This is a genomic window from Leucobacter manosquensis (assembly GCF_018304845.1).
Taxonomy (GTDB): domain Bacteria; phylum Actinomycetota; class Actinomycetes; order Actinomycetales; family Microbacteriaceae; genus Leucobacter; species Leucobacter alluvii.
Genome location: NZ_JAFEVO010000001.1, coordinates 2665801 through 2685578, shown reverse-complemented (window position 1 = coordinate 2685578; position 19778 = coordinate 2665801). Strand labels below are relative to the sequence as shown.

General features: G+C 66.6%; 21 protein-coding genes. 8 read left to right on the top strand and 13 right to left on the bottom strand.

Annotated elements, in window-relative coordinates; translation table 11 throughout:
- Nucleotide 1: 1 nt before the first annotated feature.
- From JSQ98_RS12565 to JSQ98_RS12525, 9 genes are all read right to left on the bottom strand, one after another.
- Nucleotides 2–1438: an aspartate aminotransferase family protein gene (locus tag JSQ98_RS12565; protein ID WP_211649985.1), complete on the bottom strand. Its 1437-nt coding sequence runs from the start codon at nucleotides 1436–1438 to the stop codon at nucleotides 2–4.
- Between the two features lie 107 nt (nucleotides 1439–1545).
- Entirely contained in the window at nucleotides 1546–2937 is a 1392-nt protein-coding gene (locus JSQ98_RS12560; RefSeq protein WP_211649984.1) for an amidase family protein, read from the bottom strand.
- A 59-nt stretch (nucleotides 2938–2996) separates the two neighbouring features.
- The gene (locus JSQ98_RS12555; RefSeq protein WP_211649983.1) at nucleotides 2997–4415 is read right to left on the bottom strand and encodes a purine-cytosine permease family protein; all 1419 of its coding nucleotides are present in this window, start codon (nucleotides 4413–4415) and stop codon (nucleotides 2997–2999) included.
- Nucleotides 4416–4448: 33 nt separating this feature from the next.
- A complete protein-coding gene (locus JSQ98_RS12550; RefSeq protein ID WP_200330285.1) occupies nucleotides 4449–5219 on the bottom strand; it encodes an SDR family NAD(P)-dependent oxidoreductase in 771 nt (256 codons plus the stop codon).
- Nucleotides 5220–5354: 135 nt separating this feature from the next.
- Nucleotides 5355–6845 (bottom strand): aldehyde dehydrogenase family protein, encoded by a 1491-nt coding sequence (locus tag JSQ98_RS12545; RefSeq protein ID WP_211649982.1) that lies wholly within the window; start codon nucleotides 6843–6845, stop codon nucleotides 5355–5357.
- Nucleotides 6842–8284 (bottom strand): MFS transporter, encoded by a 1443-nt coding sequence (locus tag JSQ98_RS12540; protein ID WP_249290831.1) that lies wholly within the window; start codon nucleotides 8282–8284, stop codon nucleotides 6842–6844. The genes JSQ98_RS12545 and JSQ98_RS12540 overlap by 4 nt, the downstream gene beginning before the upstream one ends.
- Nucleotides 8285–8366: 82 nt before the next feature.
- Entirely contained in the window at nucleotides 8367–9518 is a 1152-nt protein-coding gene (locus JSQ98_RS12535; protein WP_211649981.1) for a M20 family metallopeptidase, read from the bottom strand.
- The gene (locus JSQ98_RS12530) at nucleotides 9511–10188 is read right to left on the bottom strand and encodes a DUF1028 domain-containing protein (RefSeq protein WP_211649980.1); all 678 of its coding nucleotides are present in this window, start codon (nucleotides 10186–10188) and stop codon (nucleotides 9511–9513) included. Before JSQ98_RS12530 ends, JSQ98_RS12535 begins: the two co-directional genes overlap by 8 nt.
- Before the next feature lie 4 nt (nucleotides 10189–10192).
- Nucleotides 10193–10615, bottom strand: coding sequence for a Rid family hydrolase (locus JSQ98_RS12525; RefSeq protein WP_090146444.1), 423 nt, complete (start codon nucleotides 10613–10615; stop codon nucleotides 10193–10195).
- A 160-nt stretch (nucleotides 10616–10775) separates the two neighbouring features.
- On the opposite strand from JSQ98_RS12525, the gene JSQ98_RS12520 reads away from it, so the two are divergent.
- Complete coding sequence (locus tag JSQ98_RS12520) at nucleotides 10776–11687, top strand: LysR family transcriptional regulator (protein WP_200330298.1); 912 nt, start codon at nucleotides 10776–10778, stop codon at nucleotides 11685–11687.
- A gap of 218 nt (nucleotides 11688–11905) precedes the next feature.
- Nucleotides 11906–13231 carry a flavin-containing monooxygenase gene (locus JSQ98_RS12515; RefSeq protein ID WP_211649978.1) on the top strand — a complete coding sequence of 442 codons (1326 nt, stop codon included), beginning with the start codon at nucleotides 11906–11908 and terminating at the stop codon, nucleotides 13229–13231.
- Between the two features lie 94 nt (nucleotides 13232–13325).
- Here the strand turns inward: JSQ98_RS12515 and JSQ98_RS12510 are convergent, their stop codons facing one another.
- The 4 genes from JSQ98_RS12510 to JSQ98_RS12495 all read right to left on the bottom strand — a co-directional run bounded on the left by JSQ98_RS12510 (nucleotide 13326) and on the right by JSQ98_RS12495 (nucleotide 14756).
- Nucleotides 13326–13628 (bottom strand): Dabb family protein, encoded by a 303-nt coding sequence (locus JSQ98_RS12510; RefSeq protein WP_090146438.1) that lies wholly within the window; start codon nucleotides 13626–13628, stop codon nucleotides 13326–13328.
- Nucleotides 13629–13670: 42 nt separating this feature from the next.
- Nucleotides 13671–13964, bottom strand: a complete 294-nt coding sequence (locus JSQ98_RS12505) for a glutaredoxin family protein (protein ID WP_211649976.1) — start codon at nucleotides 13962–13964, stop codon at nucleotides 13671–13673.
- 113 nt (nucleotides 13965–14077) lie between these two features.
- The gene (locus JSQ98_RS12500; protein WP_005504750.1) at nucleotides 14078–14176 is read right to left on the bottom strand and encodes a 30S ribosomal protein bS22; all 99 of its coding nucleotides are present in this window, start codon (nucleotides 14174–14176) and stop codon (nucleotides 14078–14080) included.
- Nucleotides 14177–14291: 115 nt separating this feature from the next.
- Nucleotides 14292–14756 (bottom strand): ArsR/SmtB family transcription factor, encoded by a 465-nt coding sequence (locus JSQ98_RS12495; RefSeq protein ID WP_090146433.1) that lies wholly within the window; start codon nucleotides 14754–14756, stop codon nucleotides 14292–14294.
- 224 nt (nucleotides 14757–14980) lie between these two features.
- Here JSQ98_RS12495 and JSQ98_RS12490 point away from each other — a divergent pair, with 224 nt between their 5' ends.
- The 6 genes from JSQ98_RS12490 to JSQ98_RS12465 all read left to right on the top strand — a co-directional run bounded on the left by JSQ98_RS12490 (nucleotide 14981) and on the right by JSQ98_RS12465 (nucleotide 19755).
- Nucleotides 14981–16354: a TrkH family potassium uptake protein gene (locus JSQ98_RS12490; RefSeq protein WP_090147381.1), complete on the top strand. Its 1374-nt coding sequence runs from the start codon at nucleotides 14981–14983 to the stop codon at nucleotides 16352–16354.
- Nucleotides 16347–17012, top strand: coding sequence for a potassium channel family protein (locus JSQ98_RS12485; protein ID WP_176698264.1), 666 nt, complete (start codon nucleotides 16347–16349; stop codon nucleotides 17010–17012). The genes JSQ98_RS12490 and JSQ98_RS12485 overlap by 8 nt, the downstream gene beginning before the upstream one ends.
- A gap of 226 nt (nucleotides 17013–17238) precedes the next feature.
- A complete protein-coding gene (locus JSQ98_RS12480; RefSeq protein WP_211649974.1) occupies nucleotides 17239–17493 on the top strand; it encodes an SAV_915 family protein in 255 nt (84 codons plus the stop codon).
- The gene (locus JSQ98_RS12475; protein ID WP_211649973.1) at nucleotides 17490–17783 is read left to right on the top strand and encodes a hypothetical protein; all 294 of its coding nucleotides are present in this window, start codon (nucleotides 17490–17492) and stop codon (nucleotides 17781–17783) included. Before JSQ98_RS12480 ends, JSQ98_RS12475 begins: the two co-directional genes overlap by 4 nt.
- Before the next feature lie 62 nt (nucleotides 17784–17845).
- Nucleotides 17846–18943: a hypothetical protein gene (locus JSQ98_RS12470; protein ID WP_211649972.1), complete on the top strand. Its 1098-nt coding sequence runs from the start codon at nucleotides 17846–17848 to the stop codon at nucleotides 18941–18943.
- On the top strand, nucleotides 18940–19755 hold the full coding sequence (locus JSQ98_RS12465; RefSeq protein WP_211649971.1) for a hypothetical protein: 816 nt from the start codon (nucleotides 18940–18942) through the stop codon (nucleotides 19753–19755). Before JSQ98_RS12470 ends, JSQ98_RS12465 begins: the two co-directional genes overlap by 4 nt.
- The last annotated feature ends 23 nt before the right edge of the window (nucleotides 19756–19778 follow it).

Below are 19778 nucleotides of genomic sequence, written 5' to 3'. Positions count from 1 at the left end.
GCTAGAGGCCTGCTCCGTCGGAGGCGATGGTGAAGGCCTGGTCGAGCAGCGACGCGAGCTCGTCGATATCGTCGCGCGTCATCACCAGGGGCGGCGACACTTGCACGAGCGGGTTGCCCTCCGCGTCGATCGCGACGCGGCAGATGAGGCCGACCTCTGCGAGCGCCGGATTCAGGTGCCCGCTGACGAAGTCCCCCGCAGAGAGGGGATCAGCGGCCCAGCGCTTGGCCGCGTGATCGGTGACCAGCTCGAAGCTGCGGTGGAAGCCGTCGCCGCGCAGGTCGCCGACGATCTTGACGTGCTTCGCAGCGACCTCGCCGAGCTTCTCGCCCAGGTACGGGCTCAGGGCTGCAACGTTCTCGACGACGCCTTCGCGCTCCATGATCTCGAGGTTCTTCAACGCCGCTGCACACGCGACGGGGTGCCCGCCGTAGGTCAGCGCGTGGTTGAACATGCCGACGGGCCCGTCCAGCACGGTCTCGATGATCCGATCGCTCGCGATGACGCCGCCGAGGGGAACGTACGCCGACGCGATTCCCTTGGCGAACGTGATCATGTCGGGCTGGAACCCGTAGTGCGCGGAACCGAACCATGACCCGAGACGGCCGTATCCGGTGATGACCTCGTCGGCGATGAGCAGGATGCCGTATGTGTCGCACAGCGCGCGCACACCGGCGAAATACTCGGGTGTCGGAGGCGTCAGGCTGCCCCCGGCGTTCTGCAGCGGTTCCATGATGAGCGCAGCGATCGTATCCGCGCCCTCCTGCACGATCAGCGACTCCAGCTCGCCGAGCAGGAAGTCGGTGGTCTGCGCCGCGGTCTCGCCTGCAGGCCGACGGTAGCGCTTCGTGTTGTGCGTGTGCCGCACTCCGTTCATGAGCGGCTCGAACATCTTGCGCACGTCGGTCATGCCGTTGAGCGACATCGCGCCGAAGCTGGTGCCGTGGTACGCGACGCGACGCGCGATGAACTTGTACCGCGCGTGGTCACCGCGAGTGATGTGGTACTGGCGCGCGAGCTTGATCGCGGCCTCGTTCGATTCGCCGCCGCCCGACGCGAAGAACACGCGGTTCAGGTCGCCGGGCGCGAGTTCGGCGATCTTCTGCGCCAGTAGTGCTGCGGGTGGATGCGTGACGCTCCACGTCGTCTGGAAGGGGAGCGTGGCGAGCTGCTCGCGCACCGCTTCGCCGACCTCTGCGCCATGCGTGTATCCGAGCTGCACGCAGAAGAGACCGGCGAGACCGTCGAAGAACCGGCGCCCGCTCTCGTCGAAGACGGAGCAGTGCTCCCCCCGCACGAACACCGGGAGATCATCGTCGCGATACTTGCTCGCCGGCGTGAAGTTCATCACGAGATGACGCTTGGCGATTTCGGCGATTCCGCTCGGCACCTCGGCCGCGGCCTCGCGGTCCGAGAGCGTCTCTGGCTGCAAAGTCATGTTCTGTGTCCTTTCAGTCGTCGGTGACTGGACGGAAGACCGTCATTGGTTCCCAATGGTTCCAGGCCTCGATCGATCGGTAAAATAGTCTTTTGATGTGATCTAGATCATTTCAATTGATCGGCATGTTCGTGCAACCGGCGGGCCACGCGTCCGGCCACCTCGATGAGCCGGCGATCGGCGAAGCGCGCCCCTTCGAGTGTGAGCCCCACAGGGCGACCTTCGGAGTAACGGGGCGCTGGCAGGGTGAGAGCCGGAGCGCCCGCCACCGAGCCCGGGTTCACATTCCACGTTGCGCGCACGAAGACTTCGGCATCGCTTGGCGCCCGCTCGCCCATGGCCCCCTCGGCCCGCGGACGAGGAGCCTCGAGCAACGAGGCGACCATCGGCACGGATGGGTAGAGCAGGGCGTCGAGCGCATACGCTGTGTGGAACTTCGCGTGCATGCGCTGCAGAGCGCTGCGCAGCCTCAGCGCCGCCGCGTACCCGTGCCGATCATTGCGGTGCCCGAGCGACTCGTCGAGCAGATCGCGAACCTCCGCGCGGGCAACTCGATCGCGAAGCTCGCCGAACGGGATCGGCTCCGGCAGTCGGCCGAGGTAGCGCGTCAGCTCGTGTGAGATTTCGTAGAGCTCGATAGTGGTTCCGCACGACCGCTCCGCTCGGTGCAGGCCCGGATCCACCACCGGTACCAGCTCGATGTCGGGTACTTGGGCGAGAATCAGCAACGCCTCCATCCATGCACGCGCAACCTCGGCGTCGCAGTGCGTCACCCACTCTGAGTCCTCATCGGGAATCCCGATGCGCATCCGAGAGCGCTTCGGTGGACGCCCGCTTCGGTGCCCCTGGTATCGGGGGGCGACCACGCGATCCACCTCGGCGATCCACTGCACGGATTCGGCGATCACGCCGACCGTATCGCGCGTGCTCGAGAGCGGCACAGTCCCCTGAGCGGACCAGCGGCCCGTCGATGGGCGGAAGCCGTAGACTCCGCACCACGCGGCTGGAATGGTGATCGATCCCCCAGTGTCGGTGCCGAGCGCGAAGGGGACGATCCCCGCGGCCACTGCTGCACCCGAGCCCCCCGATGAGCCACCGGCACTCCGACGCGAATCCCGCGGATTCACGGTCGCGGGGAACGCGGCTGCGCTCGACGTGACGCCGAGTGCGAGCTCGTGCATGCCCGTCTTGCCGATCAACACCGCACCGACAGCGCGAAGCGCAGCGACCACCGGGCTCTCTGCAGTGCCCGACGTGCCGAGCAACGCCGGAGTATTCGCGGTGGTCGGGAAGCCGCGCGCTTCGAGATTGTCTTTCGCTGCGAAGGGCACCCCGGCGAACGCGGCTCGGGGATGAGACGACCGCGGCGCCGACTCCGCCACGGCGATGAAGCTTCGAAACGGGTCATGCCGAGCCCGCTCGAGCGCGTGCAGCACGAGCACGCCGTCTTCGCCCGTCGACCGGGTGAGCCCGTCGCCGGAATCCGCAATCGTACTCATCAACGCTCCCTGGCTCGAGGCCGCCGGCCCCCCGGCGGCCTCGAGCGGATTCGATCGGCTCAGACCTCGACCGGAATGCGACGTTCCGCCTGGCGGCGTTCCACAGCGCGCTGCGCGAAGAAGTAGATCGGGCAGATCACGATGAGCCCGACGATCCACGAGATATCGACATCACCCAGCGCGGCTCCGATGGGACCGGTGTACAGCGCCGTCACCATGAATGGGATCTGGATGACTGCGCCGAGGATGTAGCAGCCGATCGCCACCCAGTTGAATCGGCCGTAGATGCCGCCGTCCTGCTTGAAGAAGTCGGCGACGCGGTAGTCGCCGTGCTTCAGCAAGTAGTAGTCCACCAGGTTGATCGCCGTCCACGGCACGAGCACATACAGCAGCAGGGCGAGGAAGTTCGAGTAGTACACGAGGAAGTTGTCGGCCCCGATGAGCGCGAGGCCGAGCGCGATCGCGAAGATGATGACCGCCGTCACTGCACGGGTCTTGGCACGCGGCGTCCACGAGGGCTTGAACGACTGGACGACGGTGAGCGTCGACAGCACGCCGCAATACAGATTCATGGAGTTCGTCGCCGCGACGCCCAAGGAGAAGATGCCGACGATCACGACGGTCACCGGCTGGAGCAACTGTCCCATTCCTTCGACCACGTTGTCCGGGTTCATTCCGGCGGCGAGCAGCTTCGCACCCACGAGTGCGCCGAGGATCATCGGCAGCGTCGCGCCGAGCACGCAGCCCCAGTAGGAGGCCCAGAACGCCGCCTTCGGGCCCGTATCGCGGGGGAGGTACCGCGAGTAGTCGGAGACATAGGGCGCGTAGGCGATCTGCCAGAGCGCCGCGACCGAGACGGTTCCCATGAAGCCGCCCCAGCTGAAGCCGCCCACGACGCCGAAGTCGCTCCCCGTCGCGGACATCGCGAGCAGCACGAATGCGACCACGAGCGCGATACCGGAGACGATGCTCAAGATCTTCGTATAGGCGTGGATCAGGCGGTATCCGTAGATCGTCGCGATGACGCTCACGATGCCGATGATGATGATGCCGGCGTTCACAGGCAGCCCGGGAATGATCGTGGAGAGCGCCTGGCCTCCGAGTACGAGGTTCGCCGCGAAGAAACCGACGTACATGAGCACGGTCACGATCACGACGAGAAGTGCACCGTACGACCCGAACTGGCCACGCGTCTGCACCATCTGAGGAACGCCGAGTTGAGGCCCCTGCGCTGAATGGAGCGCCATGAAGACGGCGCCGAGGAGGTTGCCGATCGCGACGGCGATCACCGCGCTCCAGAAGTCGAGCCCGAACACCGTCGTGCTGAGGGCGCCGGTGACGATCGTGAGCACCATGATGTTCGAGCCGAACCAGATGGTGAAGAGGTCACGTGGTTTGCCGTGACGCTCGTCGAGGGGAATGGGTTGGATCGTTTTGTCTTCGATCGTGGGAACGTGAGGATGCGACGTTGCACTCATGGTTGCTGGCTTTCTCCAGTGGCTGCTTCCGACCTACTTGGTCAGGAAGCCGCCGTCGATGGGAAGTGAGACCCCGGTGATGAATGCAGCGTCATCGGAGAGGAGGAACGTGATTCCCGAAGCGATCTCCTCGGGCTGAGCGAGCCGTCCGAAGGGGATGGGCGCGGCGAGTTCTGCCTTCGCAGTTTCGAGCGCGGCGCCCTCGACGCCGAGAAGACCCGCGATGAGCGGCGTATCGCAGTCGGACGGGAGCACCGCGTTGACGCGCACGCGATCCTGCGCGTGCTGCACCGCCATCTGGCGCGTGAGGTTGATCACCGCGCCCTTCGAAGCGGCGTACCCGCACTCATCTGGGTTTGCAACCATGCCGAAGACGGACGCGATGTTCACGATCGAGCCGCCACCCGCTGCGATGATGCGGGGAATGGCGTACTTGCCGGTGAGGAAGATGCTCTTGACGTTGATCGCCATGGTCTTATCCCATGCGTCCTCAGTGCAGTCGACGACGCCGCCTTCGCCGAGCGCCACCCCGGCGCAGTTCACCACGAAGTGCACGGCATCGTACGCGTCCACGAGGCGTTCGACTCCTGCCTCGACCTGGGCCGCCGACGTGACATCGGCGACCACGGCGATCGCTTCGCCACCACCGGCCACGATTTCCTCGACGACTGATTGAGCCGCCGCTTCGCGCAGGTCAACGACGCCGACCTTCGCGCCCTCCCGCGCCAGGCGGAGCGACACCTGCCGCCCGATTCCCGAGCCTCCGCCCGTGACGAATGCAACCTTTTCTGCCAGACCGTTCATGTTCGTTTCCTCTTCTGCTGCGTTGAATGCCGCGTCGACATCGGCTCTCACTTCGGTGTGAAGTGGCTTCTGACGCGTTCACTGGTGTGTTCCGGTGCGATCGTGTCGTGAATCACCTGGCGCGGTCCACGGTGCTCACCCCCACTGCAGCCACGTCGTCTTGTAGTCGGTGTAGTTCTCGAGCGCGTGCACCGACAGGTCTCGCCCGAAACCGGACTGCTTGAATCCGCCGAAGGGGGTGGTGAAGCCGAGGGCGTCGACGGTGTTGACGGAGACGGTGCCTGCTACCAGGCGCTGCGACACCCGGTGCGCCCGCGAGAGACTTCCCGTCCAGAGCGAGGCCGCGAGGCCGAACGGGGTCTCGTTCGCGCGCGCGATCGCCTCGTCTTCCGAGTCGAACGGTGTCACGACAGCGACGGGTCCGAAGATCTCTCGCGTGTGCACCTCATGGTCGGCCGGCACGTCGGTCACGATCGTCGGCTCGATGAAGGCGCGCGAGCCGTTGATCTCGGGCCGGGTGCCGCCTGCGGCGATCCTGCCGTCAGTGCGGGCCCGCTCGATCGTCGCCCACACCTCGTCGGCGTGCCTCTCTGAAACGAGCGAACCGATTCCCGACGCAGGATCCAGCGGGTCACCGGGCGCGTACGCCAGAGCCGCTTCTGCGTAGAGCGCGAGAAATTCTTCGTAGACCTCCCGCTCGACGAAGATGCGGGAGTTCGCCGAGCAGACCTCGCCCTGGTTGTAGAAGCTGCCAAAGGCAGCCTTCTCGGCTGCAGCGCGCAGGTCGTCGCAGTCGGCGAAGATCAGATTCGAGCTCTTGCCCCCCGCTTCGAGCGCGAGCCGCTTCATGTTCGACTGCCCGGCGTACTGCTGCAGCTGTTTGGCGACTTCGGTCGAGCCGGTGAATGCGAGCATATCGACGTCCTCGTGCCGACCGAGCGCACGTCCCACGGTGGATCCGCGCCCCGTGACGACGTTCAGCACTCCGGCGGGGATGCCGGCTTCGATCGCGAGCTCGGCGAGCAGCAGCGTCGAGTGCGAGGCCTCCACCGGAGGCTTGACCACGACCGAGTTCCCTGCGGCGAGCGCTGGCGCGAGCTTCCACGTCGCGATCTCGAGCGGATAGTTCCACGCCACGATCACCGCCACGACGCCGAGCGCTTCGCGCGTCACCAGCGCGGTCGACCCCGGCGGCGTGACCGGGATCAGATCCTCCTGCTTCTCGATGGCCTCGCCGTAGAAGCGGTAGAGGGCCGCGGATCCGGGTGCGTCGATCGACGCGGACTCGCGCACCGGCTTGCCCATGTCGAGAGAGTCGTAGAGCGCGAATTCATCTGCCCGCGCTTCGATCAGCCGCGCGAGTTCGAGGAGGCGTTCGCGGCGGAAGCCGGCGCCGGCCCGCGACCACGCTCCCGACTCGTAGGCGGCCCTGGCGGAGGCGACCGCGGCGTCGACCTCGACGTCGCTGCACGCGTGAATCTCCGAGAGAGCGGCGCCGGTGGCTGGGTTCGTCTTGGTGATGGTCTCACCGGTGCTCGCGGCGACTCTCACGCCGTCGATCACCGGTCGGCCATCGAATTCGAGCGCGGCCGCGGCTGCCTGCCACTCTGCGAGGGTTCTGGTCATGACTGGTCTCCTTCGATGCGGGTGCCGGGGGTGCCGGAATTGCCGGGGATGCTGGAAGTGCTGGGGGTGCTGGAAGTACCGGCGGTGCGAATATCGGGGATCGTCACGGTCGCCGTCTCGAGATCCTGCGCTTTGAGCAGCGGGATGCCGCGGGTCTCGGGCAGGCTGAGCACCGTCACGACGCCGACGAGGCCGACTCCGACGAGGAAGTAGCCGGGGACGAGCTGATCGCCCGTCGTGTCGATGAGCCAGGTCAGCAGGTACGGCGCGGTGCCGGCGAACAGTGCCGCCGTGAGGGCGTAGGCGATCGAGAGGCCCGTCTGACGCGTGCGGGTCGGGAAGAGTTCGACGACCGTGACGGCGTGGGTGCCGAGCACGATGGCGAGGATCAGGGCGAGCCCGAGCGTCGAGACGAACGTCGCCCACGGCGCTGGGTCGTTCATCAGCATGAACAGCGGAACGGAGAGCACCGTGAGCGCGACCGCGGCCGTGAGCAGCACCGGCTTGCGTCCGACGCGATCCGATGCGATCCCCGCGAGCGGCACGACGATGAGTCCGAGCGCTGAGGCGAGCGTCGAGAGAAGCGCCGCGTTGCCGGCATCGATGCCGACGGTGACCTCCTGGTACGTGAGCAGATAGACGAGCACGACGTAGAACGTGACGTTCATGAAGGTCTCCATGCCGCAGGTCTGGATGAACTCCTTGAAGTTGCGCTGGAACACCTCCTTGACTGGGGCGTGCGAGACGGTCTCGAGCTCCTGCAGCTGCTGGAACTCGGGGGTGTCCTCGATCTTCCGGCGGATGTAGAGGCCGATGAAGCCGAGCGGCACCGTGATGAGGAACGGGATGCGCCAGGCCCAATCGGCGATCTGCTGCTGATCGAAGGCCAGGTTCAGCAGGAACACTGCGAATGAGGCGAGCAGGAACCCGAGGAGGCTGCCGAACTCGAGCCAGCTGACGCCGAAGCCTCTGCGCTTCGCCGGCGAGAACTCGCCGAGGAAGGCCGCAGCGCTGCCGAACTCGCCGCCGGCAGCCAGCCCCTGCACGATGCGCGTCGCGATGAGCAGGATCGGAGCCAGGATGCCGATCGTGGAGTACCCGGGCAGCAGCCCGAGCACGAGCGTCGAGAGCGCCATCGCGAGGATCACGATCGAGAGGGTCTGCTTGCGACCGAGTCGATCGCCGAGCCGCCCGAAGATGATGGCGCCGATCGGGCGCACGAGGAAGGAGACCGCGAAGACGGCGAAAGTCGCGAGCAGGCCGGCGGTCGCACTCTCCTCGGGGAAGAAGACGGAGGCGATGGTGCCCGCGAGGTAGGCGTAGACGGCCCAGTCGAACCAGTGCACCAGCACGCCGATGGCACCGGCGGCGACGCTCTTGCGCAGGCTCTTCTGGTCGACGAGGTCGCTGAGCTCTCGAATGGGTTCGGAGGTCGACATTGACGGTTCCTTTGCTCCTGAATGTGGTGATTCGCGGTTCGCGGGCGTTCAGCGCCCGCGGGGGTGCCGGTCGGGCTGCGGCCTACGCGGAATGCCCGCGCGTACGGGCGACGTCGAGGGCCGTCCACGCCAGCGCGGTGGCGCCGTCGCGGAGGGTCTGCTCAGCGATCGGCCCGACGCACGCGTCGGCGAAGGCCGGCTGGTGGTTGGACGCCTCCCCGCCGACTCCGATGTAGGGGTGGATGGCGTCGACGACGGCTGAGACATTGCCCATGTCCGTGGAGGCGCGATTCATCGTGGCCGCCTCGGGCGGGACGTCGAAGTCGCGGCCGAGTGCGACGGCATTGGCTCGGTAGACGGCAAGCGCCTCCGCATCGGTGCGCATCTCGGCGTATCGCTTGCTCTCTGAGGTGACGGTCAGCTTCGCGCCGGAGGCGAGCGCGCCCGCCTCGAAGCACCGCAGCACCCGCGATTCGAGTGCGAGCAGCTGTTCCATCGTCTCGGCGCGCACGTACCAGCGCCCCTCCGTGCGTTCGGGAATCGCGTTCGGCGCTTCGCCTCCGCGCGTCTGCACCCCGTGCACGCGCACGCCGGAGGGGAGTTGCTGACGCAGGAGTGCGATCGCGGTCTGGGCGATGATGAACGCGTCGTTCGCGTTCACCCCGCGCTCGGGATACGCGGCGGCGTGCGCCGCGACGCCGTCGAACTGCACGTGCCAGTGCGCGACGGCGAACGGACGCGCCTCGGCGACATCGACGGGTGCCGGGTGCGCCATGAGCGCGAAGTCGAGTTCGGTGAACGCTCCGCGCTCCAGCAGCTCGATCTTGCCGCCCCCACCCTCCTCGGCCGGCGTGCCGATCACCTCGACGGCGATCCCGAGCTCATCGGCGACCGCGGCCAGCGCGATCGCGCCACCTGCCGACATCGCGGCGATCAGATTGTGCCCGCAGGCGTGCCCGAGCCCCGGAAGCGCATCGTACTCGGCGAGGAAACCGACGGTGAACCCGGCGGACTCCGGATCGCCGAGCGTCGCTCGGAACGCGGTCTCCAGGCCGAGATACGGCTGCTCGACCGCGAATCCGTGAGACGCGAGCACCGCGGCGACCGCTGCCGACGAGCGGTGCTCCTGCCATCCGAGTTCGGGGTCGCCGTGCAGACGGTTCGAGAGTGCGATGAGATCGTCGTCGATGCGCTCCCGCTGCGCGACGATCCGCTGCTTCAGTGCGTCACTCATCGCCGGGCACCCCATACGACGGTGCGGCTGCCGGGTCCAACCCGCGGTTCACGTACGCGTCGCGCTGCGGCAACCACTCGTCGAGTGCGCGCCCGAGCTCGGCGATCGGGTCGTCGGACCAGTCCACCCGGAGATCCGTGACCCGCCAACCTGCATTCGCGACGACGGAGAGCCCGGCGGAGTGCACGGGACCGGCCTCGCCGCCTGCGGCGATCGCCGCCTGGAGCGCTGCGAGCAGCCGCTCTTCGATCGAGCCGTGCGATGTGAGCGCCGTCTCGACCAGCGCATCGAGCACGTCGAGGCTCGCCAGCATGTTGCCGCCCGCGACGGCGTTCTCGCGCTCCGTCGCCCCGAAGATTCCGAGCGCCCGCTCCCCCGAGTGGACGGCGGTTCTGCCATCGGCGTCGAGCACGAGCAGCTGGCGGTATGCGATCGAGGTCTGGTCGGTGGAGGAGACGACCGCTGAGAGCGCCTCAGCGGCCGTCGCCCCCGCGCGGAGCTGCTCGATGATCCCGTGCCCGAGCCGCGGGTCGGTGACGTTCTGCGAGTGCGCACCGCCGATGCCGTCGGCGAGGTTCACGCACCGGGCCGCCACGGCGGGGGACGACGACGAGATGGCCGATCCGAACTCTCCCGACTCGGGATCGCGCAGCAGCAGTGAGAAGGTCATGCGCTCACCGCTCGCTGAGCACGGCGGTCGCGTCGATCTCGACGAGCCACTCCGGGCGCGCGAGCGCTTGCACGACGATGCCCGTCGAGACGGGGTAGACGCCTGTCAGCCACCTGCCGACGGTGCGGTACACGTCTTCGCGGTATCGCGGATCGATGATGTAGATGGTGACCTTCACGATGTCTTCGAGGCGGCTCCCCGCTTCGTCGAGCAGCATCTTGATGTTCGACATCGCCTGCTCGGTCTGCGCGACGACATCGCCGATGCCGACCGATTCCCGGGTGTCGAGATCCTGACCGATCTGCCCGCGCAGGTAGACCACCCCGCCCGCGACGACGGCCTGGCAGAGATCGTTGTCGAGATTCTGCTCGGGGTACGTCTCTTTGGTGTTGAACTTGCGCAGGCGCACGTGCGTCGTTTCCGTCACAGGATCCTCCTCGTCGAGTGGCGCTCTCACGCCCGGCTTTCCCCCATTCTTCGAGCGATTCCGGTATCTGTAAAATAGCTAAAAGTTACTCACCATATCTATTCATTAGATCGACTGTGGCGGCGAGAACGCTCCGGTCGTCCGCGCAAGGAGGCCCGACATGGTGCAGCGGTTCCCGATCACCCTCACGCAACTCGTCTATTTCGCCGAGTGCGCCAAGACCCTCAACATGACGGCGGCCAGTGCCGAGCTGCATGTCGCGCAATCGGCGGTCTCGACAGCGATCACGCAGCTCGAGCGCTCCCTCGGCGCCTCGCTGTTCATCCGTCAGCACTCGAAGGGGCTCATCCTCACGACGGCCGGCGAGACGCTGCTGCGCGACGCGCACCACCTGTTCGGCACCCTCAACGACACGATCGATTCGATCCGCTCCGACCAGCGCGAGGTGCACGGCTCCATCACCATCGCCTGCTTCAAGACGCTCGCGCCGTTCGTGCTTCCGCGCCTGCTCAGCTCGGTGCGCGAGACGCACCCGGGGCTCGACGTCACCGTCCTGGAGGGCGATCATTCGGAGTGCCTGGCGGCGCTCCGCGACGGGAGGGCCGAGCTCGCCGTCACCTACGACCTCCCGAGCGGGGACGGCATCGAGAACACCCTCGTCGCGGAGTTCCGGCCGCACGTGATCCTCGCACGCTCCCATCCGCTCGCGCAGCGGGAACGGATCGCACTCGCGGAACTCGCCGACGAGCCGTTCGTGCTGCTCGATCTGCCGAGCAGCAGCGACTACTTCGTGCGGATTCTCACCGATGCTGGCATCTCCCCGAACCTCAGATACCGGAGCACGAGCTACGAGACCGTTCGCTCGATGGTGGCCATGGGCCTCGGCTTCTCCATTCTCAACCAGCGCCCGCGCACCGCGCAGACGTATGCCGGGGCCGAGATCGCCGCCGTCGAGATATCGGACGACGCCGCGGGGCTCACGATGGAGGTGTCGTCGCTCGCGCAGGTGCGGCGATCGAGCCGCGCGCGCGCCGTCGAGGAGGCGATCGGCGCCCTGTTCTCGCCCAACTGAGCCTCCCTCGTCCCGCGACCGGGGCATCCCCAAATCCGATGCTCTCCCTGAGATCGATCTACTGCAGTGATCGAGTGCACCGCGAACGTGTATTGGCCAGATACTCGTCTCGTGAGGTTGTCTGAGAAGCACCCGGGCAGGGATCTCGCCCGGAGCGTCTCGGGGCGTTGCGCCCGAAACGCGTCAGCAGCGAAGCGATGCGAGTGGAGAAGTAACGTATGACGAGCCAGCAAATCGAGGCCACCGAAGTCCTCGTCGTCGGCGCCGGCCAGGCCGGAGTAGCCATGAGTGAACACCTGTCCCAGCGGGGCATCGCGCACATCGTGCTCGAGCGGCGTCGCATCGCCGAACGCTGGCGCTCAGAGCGCTGGGACTCGCTCGTCGCCAACGGCCCCGCCTGGCACGACCGTTTCCCGGGCCTGGAATTCACCGGCGTCGATCCCGACGCGTTCGCCCCGAAGGAGCGCGTGGCCGCGTACTTCGAGGAGTACGCGGAGCGCTTCGAGCTGCCGATCCGCACCGGCGTGAACGTGACGAGCGTCCGCAAAGCCTCAGGGGCGCCCGGCTTCATCGCCGAGACATCGGCCGGTCCGATCCGGGCGCGCTACGTCGTCGCGGCGACCGGCGCATTCCAGAATCCGTCCATCCCGCCGCTCGTGCCAAGCGATGCGGGCGTGCATCAGATCCATTCGAGCGGATACCGCAACCCGGAGCAGCTGCCGGACGGCGGTGTGCTCGTCGTCGGCGCCGGTTCCTCCGGAGTGCAGATCGCCGACGAACTGCGGCGATCCGGCCGCGACGTCGTACTCGCCGTTGGCCCCCACGACCGTCCGCCTCAGCGCTACCGCGGCCGCAACTTCGTCTGGTGGCTGGGCGTGCTCGGCAAGTGGGAGGCCTCGGCACCGCCGCAGGGCGCCGAGCACGTGACGATCGCGGTGAGCGGAGCGAACGGAGGCCGCACGATCGACTTCCGCGAGCTCTCCGATTCGGGGATCACGCTCGTCGGCCGCGCGAACGCCTTCTCAGACGGCGTGCTGCGCTTCGGCACCGATCTCGCCGCGAACATCGCGCGCGGCGACGACAACTACCTGTCGCTGCTCGACGAGGCGGACGCGTACATCGAGCGCAACGGACTCGACCTGCCGGAGGAGCCTGAGGCGCGCGCGTTCGGGCCCACTCCGGAGTGCGTCGCGAATCCCATTCTCGAACTCGACCTCGCCGCTGCGGGGATCACCTCGATTGTGTGGGCGACCGGCTTCACCGTCGACTACTCCTGGCTCGAGGTCGATGCGTTCGACGAGCGCGGTCGACCGGTGCAGCAGCGCGGGGTGTCCGTCGAGCCCGGCGTCTACTTCCTCGGCATACCGTGGCAGTCGCGCCGCGGGTCGAGCTTCATCTGGGGCGTCTGGCACGACGCGAAGTACCTGGCCGACCAGATCGAGATTCAGCGCGGCTACGTCGCGTACGAGGGAGACTCGTACCCGGCCGACGCCGACTCCCTGCCCGCGCACCCGGCCCCTCCCGAGATCTCGTACGCAGGATAGAGCCTCGGCACTCCGACCGGTTCTCGGCGCTCCGACACGGCGTCGGCTCGAGGACCGGGTGTCGGCGGAACGCACGCGGACGTGCCGGCGACGCTCAGATCGTGAAGTCGCTGGCGGCCCTGGCGGTGGCGATGCCCTTCACCAGGTCGATCACCGGCAGGTGCTCGGGGTGCGACGCGTACTCGGCGAGCCCCGCCTCATCGTCGAAGTCGGCGATGAGCGTCACGTCGTAGTTCGCTCCGTCGAACAGCTCATTGCGATGCACGGAGAGCGCGCGCACCGAGGGCACGAGATCTCGGAGCGGCTCGATGGCGGCGATGGCCCGAGCCGCGTGCGCGTCGCGCTCCTCCCGGGTCTCTCCGGCGAACTTCCAGCTGACGATGTGGCGCAGTGCCATGGGGACTCCTCGGGTTGCGAACGTACGGTCGGGGATACGGGGCTATCGGCGACGCAGCGCACGCAGCGGATTGCGGGCGGCCTTCGTCACGGCGGCGGCGAGGCGATCCGGATCGACGCGCCAGATCGCGTGACGTCGCCCGTCGATCTGCACCACCGGGATGTGCTCGGCGTGCAGCTCGGCGAGGGCCGCGTCACGAGTGATGTCGTGCTCGTCGAGCGTCGTCGCGACGCCGGCTGCATCGAGCCGCTCGCGCACCTCCTCGACGACCAATCGAGCGTCGTCGCACAGGTGACAGCCCGGCTTGCCGATGAGGGTCAGGCGTACGGCAGACATGATGCGTCGAGTCTACGCGCACCCAGAACGGTCTGACATTCCGGGCACGAGAAAGGCGCCGACCCGGGATGGGCGGCGCCTTTCATCGATCGGCCGTCTTCTGACGGCGTCGACTACTTCTTGTTGCGACGCTGGTGACGCGTCTTGCGAAGCAGCTTGCGGTGCTTCTTCTTTGACATGCGCTTACGACGCTTCTTGATTACTGAACCCACATTAACCTCACAACGTCTCTCGGGCCGCTGGGAGTCGGGGCCCATAAAACATAGATCTTACCTGGCGTCGGCCGCAGATGCGAACCGAGCGGTGCGAGCGGCCGCCTCGAGCCGCTCAGCCGCGCAGTTTGAATCGCGCGACGAGTTCTTTCACCCGGTGCTCTGCACGCGCCGCAGCCCGGCCGATCCGCTCTGCTGCCGCGGTCGCTTCTTCGGGCAGCACCTCGTCGAACTCATCGTGCTCACCGGGCCCGTGCACGCGCTCACCGCTCTCCGACAGGTACTCCACCGTCACTTCCGTCTCGAACCCTGCCGAGAGGAAGGGGATCACGAAGTCCTCCACCATCTCGAGCGGCTCGGGGTCGAGCGAGTAGAACCGGTGCTGCCCTTCTTCGCGCACGACCACGAGTTCGGCCTCGCGCAGCACTTTGAGATGCTTCGACACGGTGGGCTGACTGATCTCGAGCCTGCCCACGATTTCAGACACACTCATCTCGGCCTGCTGCACATGCTTCTCGAGCAGCGCCTGCAGAATGTCGCGCCGGGTCGCGTCGGCGATGACTCCGAAGATATCTGGCATAGGCACCAGAGTAGTGGGAGGAGCCCGGATCTGTCCCGGCCGGCGAGCGCCATGCACACGTGTCGCGCTCATGAGGACTCCGGGATGTGTACCATGACAGCATCGAGTCGAGGCCGCGTCATGCTTCGACTCTCACCATCGCCCCGAAAGCAGGAGTCGTGAGGACACGCGCTGCGAGCGCCCGGTTCACCGGAGCGCTCTCGCTGAAGTCGTGGATCGGAAGCCTGATCCATTCATCGCCTGCACGTGTGGCGCTTCTGGTGTTCACCGGGTTGATCCTGGTCTGGACGGCGCTCCTCTCGCTTCCGATCGCGAGCAGCACGCGCGAGGTGACCCCGCTCGCCGACGCCCTCTTCACCGCGGTATCGGCCATCTGCGTCACCGGGCTCTCCACCGTGGATATGGCGACGCACTGGTCGCTCTTCGGCGAGCTGCTCATCCTCGGCGGCCTGCAGATCGGCGGCATCGGCGTCCTCACGCTGGCGAGCATCCTCGGCCTCACCGTCACTCGTCGGTTGGGGCTGCGCTCGCGCCTGCTGGCCGCCGGAGACACGAACCCGATGCGCATGGGGCGGGACGTGTCCGAGAGCCAGGCCGTCGGCCTCGGCGAGATCGGCGGCCTCCTGGCCGCGGTCGCGACGAGTCTCGTCGTGATCGAGCTCGCGCTCACCGCGTTCATCACCCCGCGCCTCATCGCAGAGGGGTACACCTTCTGGCACGCGTTGTGGAACGGGTTCTACCTCGCCGCATCCGCTTTCACGAACACGGGGTTCGTGCCGCTTCCAGGCGGTCTCGAACCGTTCGCGACCGATACCTATCTCCTCAGCGTGCTCGCCGTCGGCGTCTTTCTCGGCAGCATCGGCTTCCCCGTCATCTTCGCCCTCTACCGCTATGTGGTGGGCGGGGGCTGGCGGGCGCACAAGCGGCTCGGGCTGCATGCGAAGCTCACGCTGACGACGACGCTCCTCTTCGTCGTCTTCGGGTGGATCGCGATCGCGGGGCTCGAATTCAACAACACCCGCACCCTGGGCTCGCAGGGGCTCGGCGACACGCTCTTCAGCTCGGTCTACATGTCGGTGATGACGCGCTCGGGCGGGCTCGGAGTCATGGACCCGTCCGACATGAACGGATCGACGCTGCTGGTGATGGACATGCTGATGTTCGTCGGAGGCGGATCTGCCTCCACGGCCGGCGGCATCAAGGTCACGACGATCGCCGTACTGTTCCTCGCGGCCTATGCCGAAGCGCGCGGGTACAAGGACATGCAGGCCTTCGATCGGCGCATCCCCAACGAAGTGCTGCGCGTGGCAGTCTCCGTGCTCATCTGGGGCGCGACCATCGTGCTCGCGGCCTCCGTCGCGATCATGCACCTCACTCGAGAACCGCTCGACATCGTGCTGTTCGAGGTGATCTCGGCGTTCGGCACCTGCGGCCTCTCGACGGGCCTCTCCAGTGAGATCGATGACCCGGGCAAGTACATTCTTGCGGCTACCATGTGGGCAGGCCGCGTGGGAACCGTTACGCTGGCGGCGGCTGTCGCAGCGACGAGCCGCTCACGCATGTTCCGCCTCCCTGAAGAAAGGCCGATCGTTGGTTGATATTCGCAGTGATGCCCCGGTGATCGTCATCGGTCTCGGGCGCTTCGGCGCTGCCACCGCCGGGCAGCTCGATCGTCAGGATCGCGAAGTGCTGGTCGTCGACACCGACCCCGGCCTGGTGCAGAAGTGGGCCGACCGCGTCACGCACGCGGTGCAGGCCGACGCCCGCTCCATGGAGGCGCTCAGGCAGATCGGCGCGGACGAGTTCCAGATCGCGGTCGTCGCCACGGGCGCTTCGATCGAGTCGAGCGTGCTGATCGCGGCGAACCTCGTCGATCTCGGCGTCCCGCAGATCTGGGCGAAGGCGATCTCGCTGTCGCACGGCAAGATCCTGGAGCGCATCGGCGTGCACCACGTCATCTACCCGGAGCGCGAGGCCGGCGAGCGGGTCGCGCACTTGTTGAGTGGCAGCATGCTCGACTTCATCCAGTTCGACGACAACTACGTCATCGCGAAGATGTACCCGCCGCGGTCCATCCGCAATCGCTCCCTCAGCGACAGCGGCGTGCGCACGCGCTATCGCGTCACCGTCGTCGGCGTGAAGACGCCGGGGCAGCCCTTCACCCACGCGACGCAGGACACGATCGTCTCGCGTCACGACCTGATCATCGTGAGCGGCACCGCCGCAGACGTGGAGCGGTTCGCCGCGATCGGGTAGGGCTGCGGGCGCCGCTCGCACCGCTGCGCCAGGCGTGTTGGCACTCAAGCGGCTAACGGGGTACGTTCTCCCCCGGGGGTGGTTTTCAGTTCACGAATCGCCGGAGTGAGAAATGTTTGACATCCCCCAGAACGATACCCGTGGGTTGCGCGGCGCTTGGGCAAGAGCTTCCAGCGCCAAAGCTCCTGGCATCGCGCGTCGAGATCCGCAACGAGTGATTCCGCCGATGCTGTACCTGCCCGTTCGCGAGCTTCCCGACGGTGCGCGGGTGGCTGAGCGGTTGCGAACCACCGACAATCGCGTCGCTCTCCTCGCGTTCACCGCACTGGACAGGCTCGCCGATTCCTGCGGTCTGTCGCAGGCCTGGTCCGTTGTCGAGTTGATCTCTCTCGATCAGCTGCAGGCTGAGCAGCCCTTCGACCTCGTCGCGTTCGATCGTGAGATCCCCCAGGCACTGCTCGTGGGCGGACGACTGGCATGACTGAGATCTCCATCGACAGAGATGTGATGGTCTCGCTCTTCACGAAGCTGGAGAGCAGGGGCGATCAACTGCGTTCGGCGATTTCCGCGGCACCCCCCGCTGCTGACGCGGGCGAGGCTTCCGCAGAACTCGGCGTGATCGTCGTGGCGATCAACGAACTCGCGGAGAAGGTGCAGATCGCGGTGAAAGCGCTCACCGAGGTCGGTCTTGACGTAGCCGATGACCTCCTGGCCGGTGATGAGCACGCGGCTGACGTCTTCACGCGAATGGAAGGCCTGTCGTTCTCATGATGCCCGCCATCGATCTGCACATACCTGGGGACACGCGATCCATCTACAGCGTCGTGGATTGGATGACCGCAGCAGCAGCGGGCATCGACGAGCTGATGGATGGACTTGCCCGATTGGAGAGCGACATCCAGTACTCGTGGCATGGGGACAGCGTCATCGGTTTTCAGGGCGCCGCTGCGAAGATGCGCCTCGCCTCCGAGCCGGTCTCCCAGTACGCGCGCGAAGCCGCGGAGGTGTTCTCGGCCTTCGCCGAGCGGATCTCCCGAGGCAGGAACACATTCGCGGACTACGCGGATTCCGCCGCAGCTGCCGGAATGACCGTCGTCGGGAAGCGTTTCATCAGAGCCCCGGAGTCGCCGGTGGAGTTCGCTCCGACTGGAGAATGCCTCACCCCGGACCCGAGGTCCCAGCGGGAGTACGCCAAATTGATCGAGATGTTCCTCGAGATCAACAGGCTCGTCGCGATGTGGGCCGCTGATACGACGGATTGGATCCACACCAACATCATTCCGCTCATCGGGAAGCTGCAGACCGTCGGCGGGCTCGATGTGGTGCTCAAGCACTTCGATCTCAACGGTTTCGAGATTCTCGAGGCGCTCTTGGAGGACGCGGAAAAGCGGGTCGGCGAGCGCCTCGACGACTTCTACGAGCGCCAGCGAGCATTCGAAGAAGCGTATGAGGAGCACCAGAAGGACAAACGGTCGAACGACCCGCGCCGGCAAGCACGCGTTGACGAGTTCGACAAGCCTGGGAATCGAACGGCGCTCGAGGAGGTGGAGAAGCACATCGACCGACTCGAACCGGGCAAGGTGCTGCTGCGCGTCGGGGGCTCCGCGACGGGTGTCATCGGCGCCGCAGTGGAGCTCGCAAACGGCGCTTCGCCCTCCGAGGTCGGCGTCGGGGTGGCGGGTGGTGCCGTCGGCGGGTGGGTCGTTGGGTTGGGTGGTGCAGCGTTGGGTGCCGCGTTTCCACCGGCAGCGCCGTTTCTCGCCATGGGCGGCTCGGTCGGGGGCTCCGCAGCAGGGAGTGCCGTGTCGAAGGCTACGTGGGAAGCCTGGGTTCCGCTCCGTACGAGAGAGGCCATCGATGCCGGCCTGCACGACGAATATCGGCTCGCGGAGCGGTTCGATCCGAACTTCCGCCCGCCTATGGTCCGATGAACAGGCGTCATCCTCGGGGCGCTTCGCGCGTTCTGCTGTTTCCCTCTATCGGCACTGATGCTCAGGTCATTGCCGGCGGTGGAGCGACAGGTGCGAAACAGTTCTTCGCGGCAATCTCCTTCGTCATGATCGGGCTCTACTTCGCGGCGTGCCTCCTTGGCGACCCCAAGAGCTGGCAGTTCACCGTGGCACCGTACTTCATCGCGAATTCAGCAATCGTGCTCGTCTTGCTCTGGGCCACACATCGGGTGGCCGCCCGGCCGCAACGGATCCGCTACTTCACGCGCGCCGCCGGTCTGTGGATCGGCTATTCGCAGCGGTTGAAGCAGTCCATCGGGGCCGTCCTACTCCTCAACGGGTTGGGCCTGAGCATCGCCAACGCCGCATATGCGTTGAACTTTTTCATCGTCGATGGCGGCAGTGTGGGCGACTTCCCGAGACTCGCATGGGTGGCACTGACACTGATTCCCGTCAGCCTGTATGGTCTGGCGCAACTTGCCCGATATGTGCGGCTGCCGCCTGGGATTCTGCTCGACGAGCGGGGTCTCACATTCGCGGGTCCGGGCGCCCTGCGAAACCCGCGTTGGGATGAGATCCGGGACGTCCAAGTGAAAAACACGAGCAAGGTGCACCTCGTCATCCTGGAGCAAACCGGCTACCGGAGCATCATCTCAGCACAGGCGATGGGCTCTGACCCCGTGACGGTCGCGGCGATCCTGCGGTTCTACCTGCAGCGCCCGCAGCACCGAATCGCCCTCGTCGAGCCCCAGGAAGCACTCCGCTGCTTCCTCACCCACCACCAGGATCGCTGATGCGGCCGCGCCTCGTTACTCGT

Coding starts and splice junctions, on each gene's coding strand:
- JSQ98_RS12565 (WP_211649985.1), bottom strand. CDS start 1,438: ATGACTTTGCAGCCAGAGACGCTCTCGGACCGCGAGGCCGCGGCCGAG.
- JSQ98_RS12560 (WP_211649984.1), bottom strand. CDS start 2,937: ATGAGTACGATTGCGGATTCCGGCGACGGGCTCACCCGGTCGACGGGC.
- JSQ98_RS12555 (WP_211649983.1), bottom strand. CDS start 4,415: ATGAGTGCAACGTCGCATCCTCACGTTCCCACGATCGAAGACAAAACG.
- JSQ98_RS12550 (WP_200330285.1), bottom strand. CDS start 5,219: ATGAACGGTCTGGCAGAAAAGGTTGCATTCGTCACGGGCGGAGGCTCG.
- JSQ98_RS12545 (WP_211649982.1), bottom strand. CDS start 6,845: ATGACCAGAACCCTCGCAGAGTGGCAGGCAGCCGCGGCCGCGCTCGAA.
- JSQ98_RS12540 (WP_249290831.1), bottom strand. CDS start 8,284: ATGTCGACCTCCGAACCCATTCGAGAGCTCAGCGACCTCGTCGACCAG.
- JSQ98_RS12535 (WP_211649981.1), bottom strand. CDS start 9,518: ATGAGTGACGCACTGAAGCAGCGGATCGTCGCGCAGCGGGAGCGCATC.
- JSQ98_RS12530 (WP_211649980.1), bottom strand. CDS start 10,188: ATGACCTTCTCACTGCTGCTGCGCGATCCCGAGTCGGGAGAGTTCGGA.
- JSQ98_RS12520 (WP_200330298.1), top strand. CDS start 10,776: ATGGTGCAGCGGTTCCCGATCACCCTCACGCAACTCGTCTATTTCGCC.
- JSQ98_RS12515 (WP_211649978.1), top strand. CDS start 11,906: ATGACGAGCCAGCAAATCGAGGCCACCGAAGTCCTCGTCGTCGGCGCC.
- JSQ98_RS12510 (WP_090146438.1), bottom strand. CDS start 13,628: ATGGCACTGCGCCACATCGTCAGCTGGAAGTTCGCCGGAGAGACCCGG.
- JSQ98_RS12505 (WP_211649976.1), bottom strand. CDS start 13,964: ATGTCTGCCGTACGCCTGACCCTCATCGGCAAGCCGGGCTGTCACCTG.
- JSQ98_RS12495 (WP_090146433.1), bottom strand. CDS start 14,756: ATGCCAGATATCTTCGGAGTCATCGCCGACGCGACCCGGCGCGACATT.
- JSQ98_RS12480 (WP_211649974.1), top strand. CDS start 17,239: ATGCTGTACCTGCCCGTTCGCGAGCTTCCCGACGGTGCGCGGGTGGCT.
- JSQ98_RS12475 (WP_211649973.1), top strand. CDS start 17,490: ATGACTGAGATCTCCATCGACAGAGATGTGATGGTCTCGCTCTTCACG.
- JSQ98_RS12470 (WP_211649972.1), top strand. CDS start 17,846: ATGACCGCAGCAGCAGCGGGCATCGACGAGCTGATGGATGGACTTGCC.
- JSQ98_RS12465 (WP_211649971.1), top strand. CDS start 18,940: ATGAACAGGCGTCATCCTCGGGGCGCTTCGCGCGTTCTGCTGTTTCCC.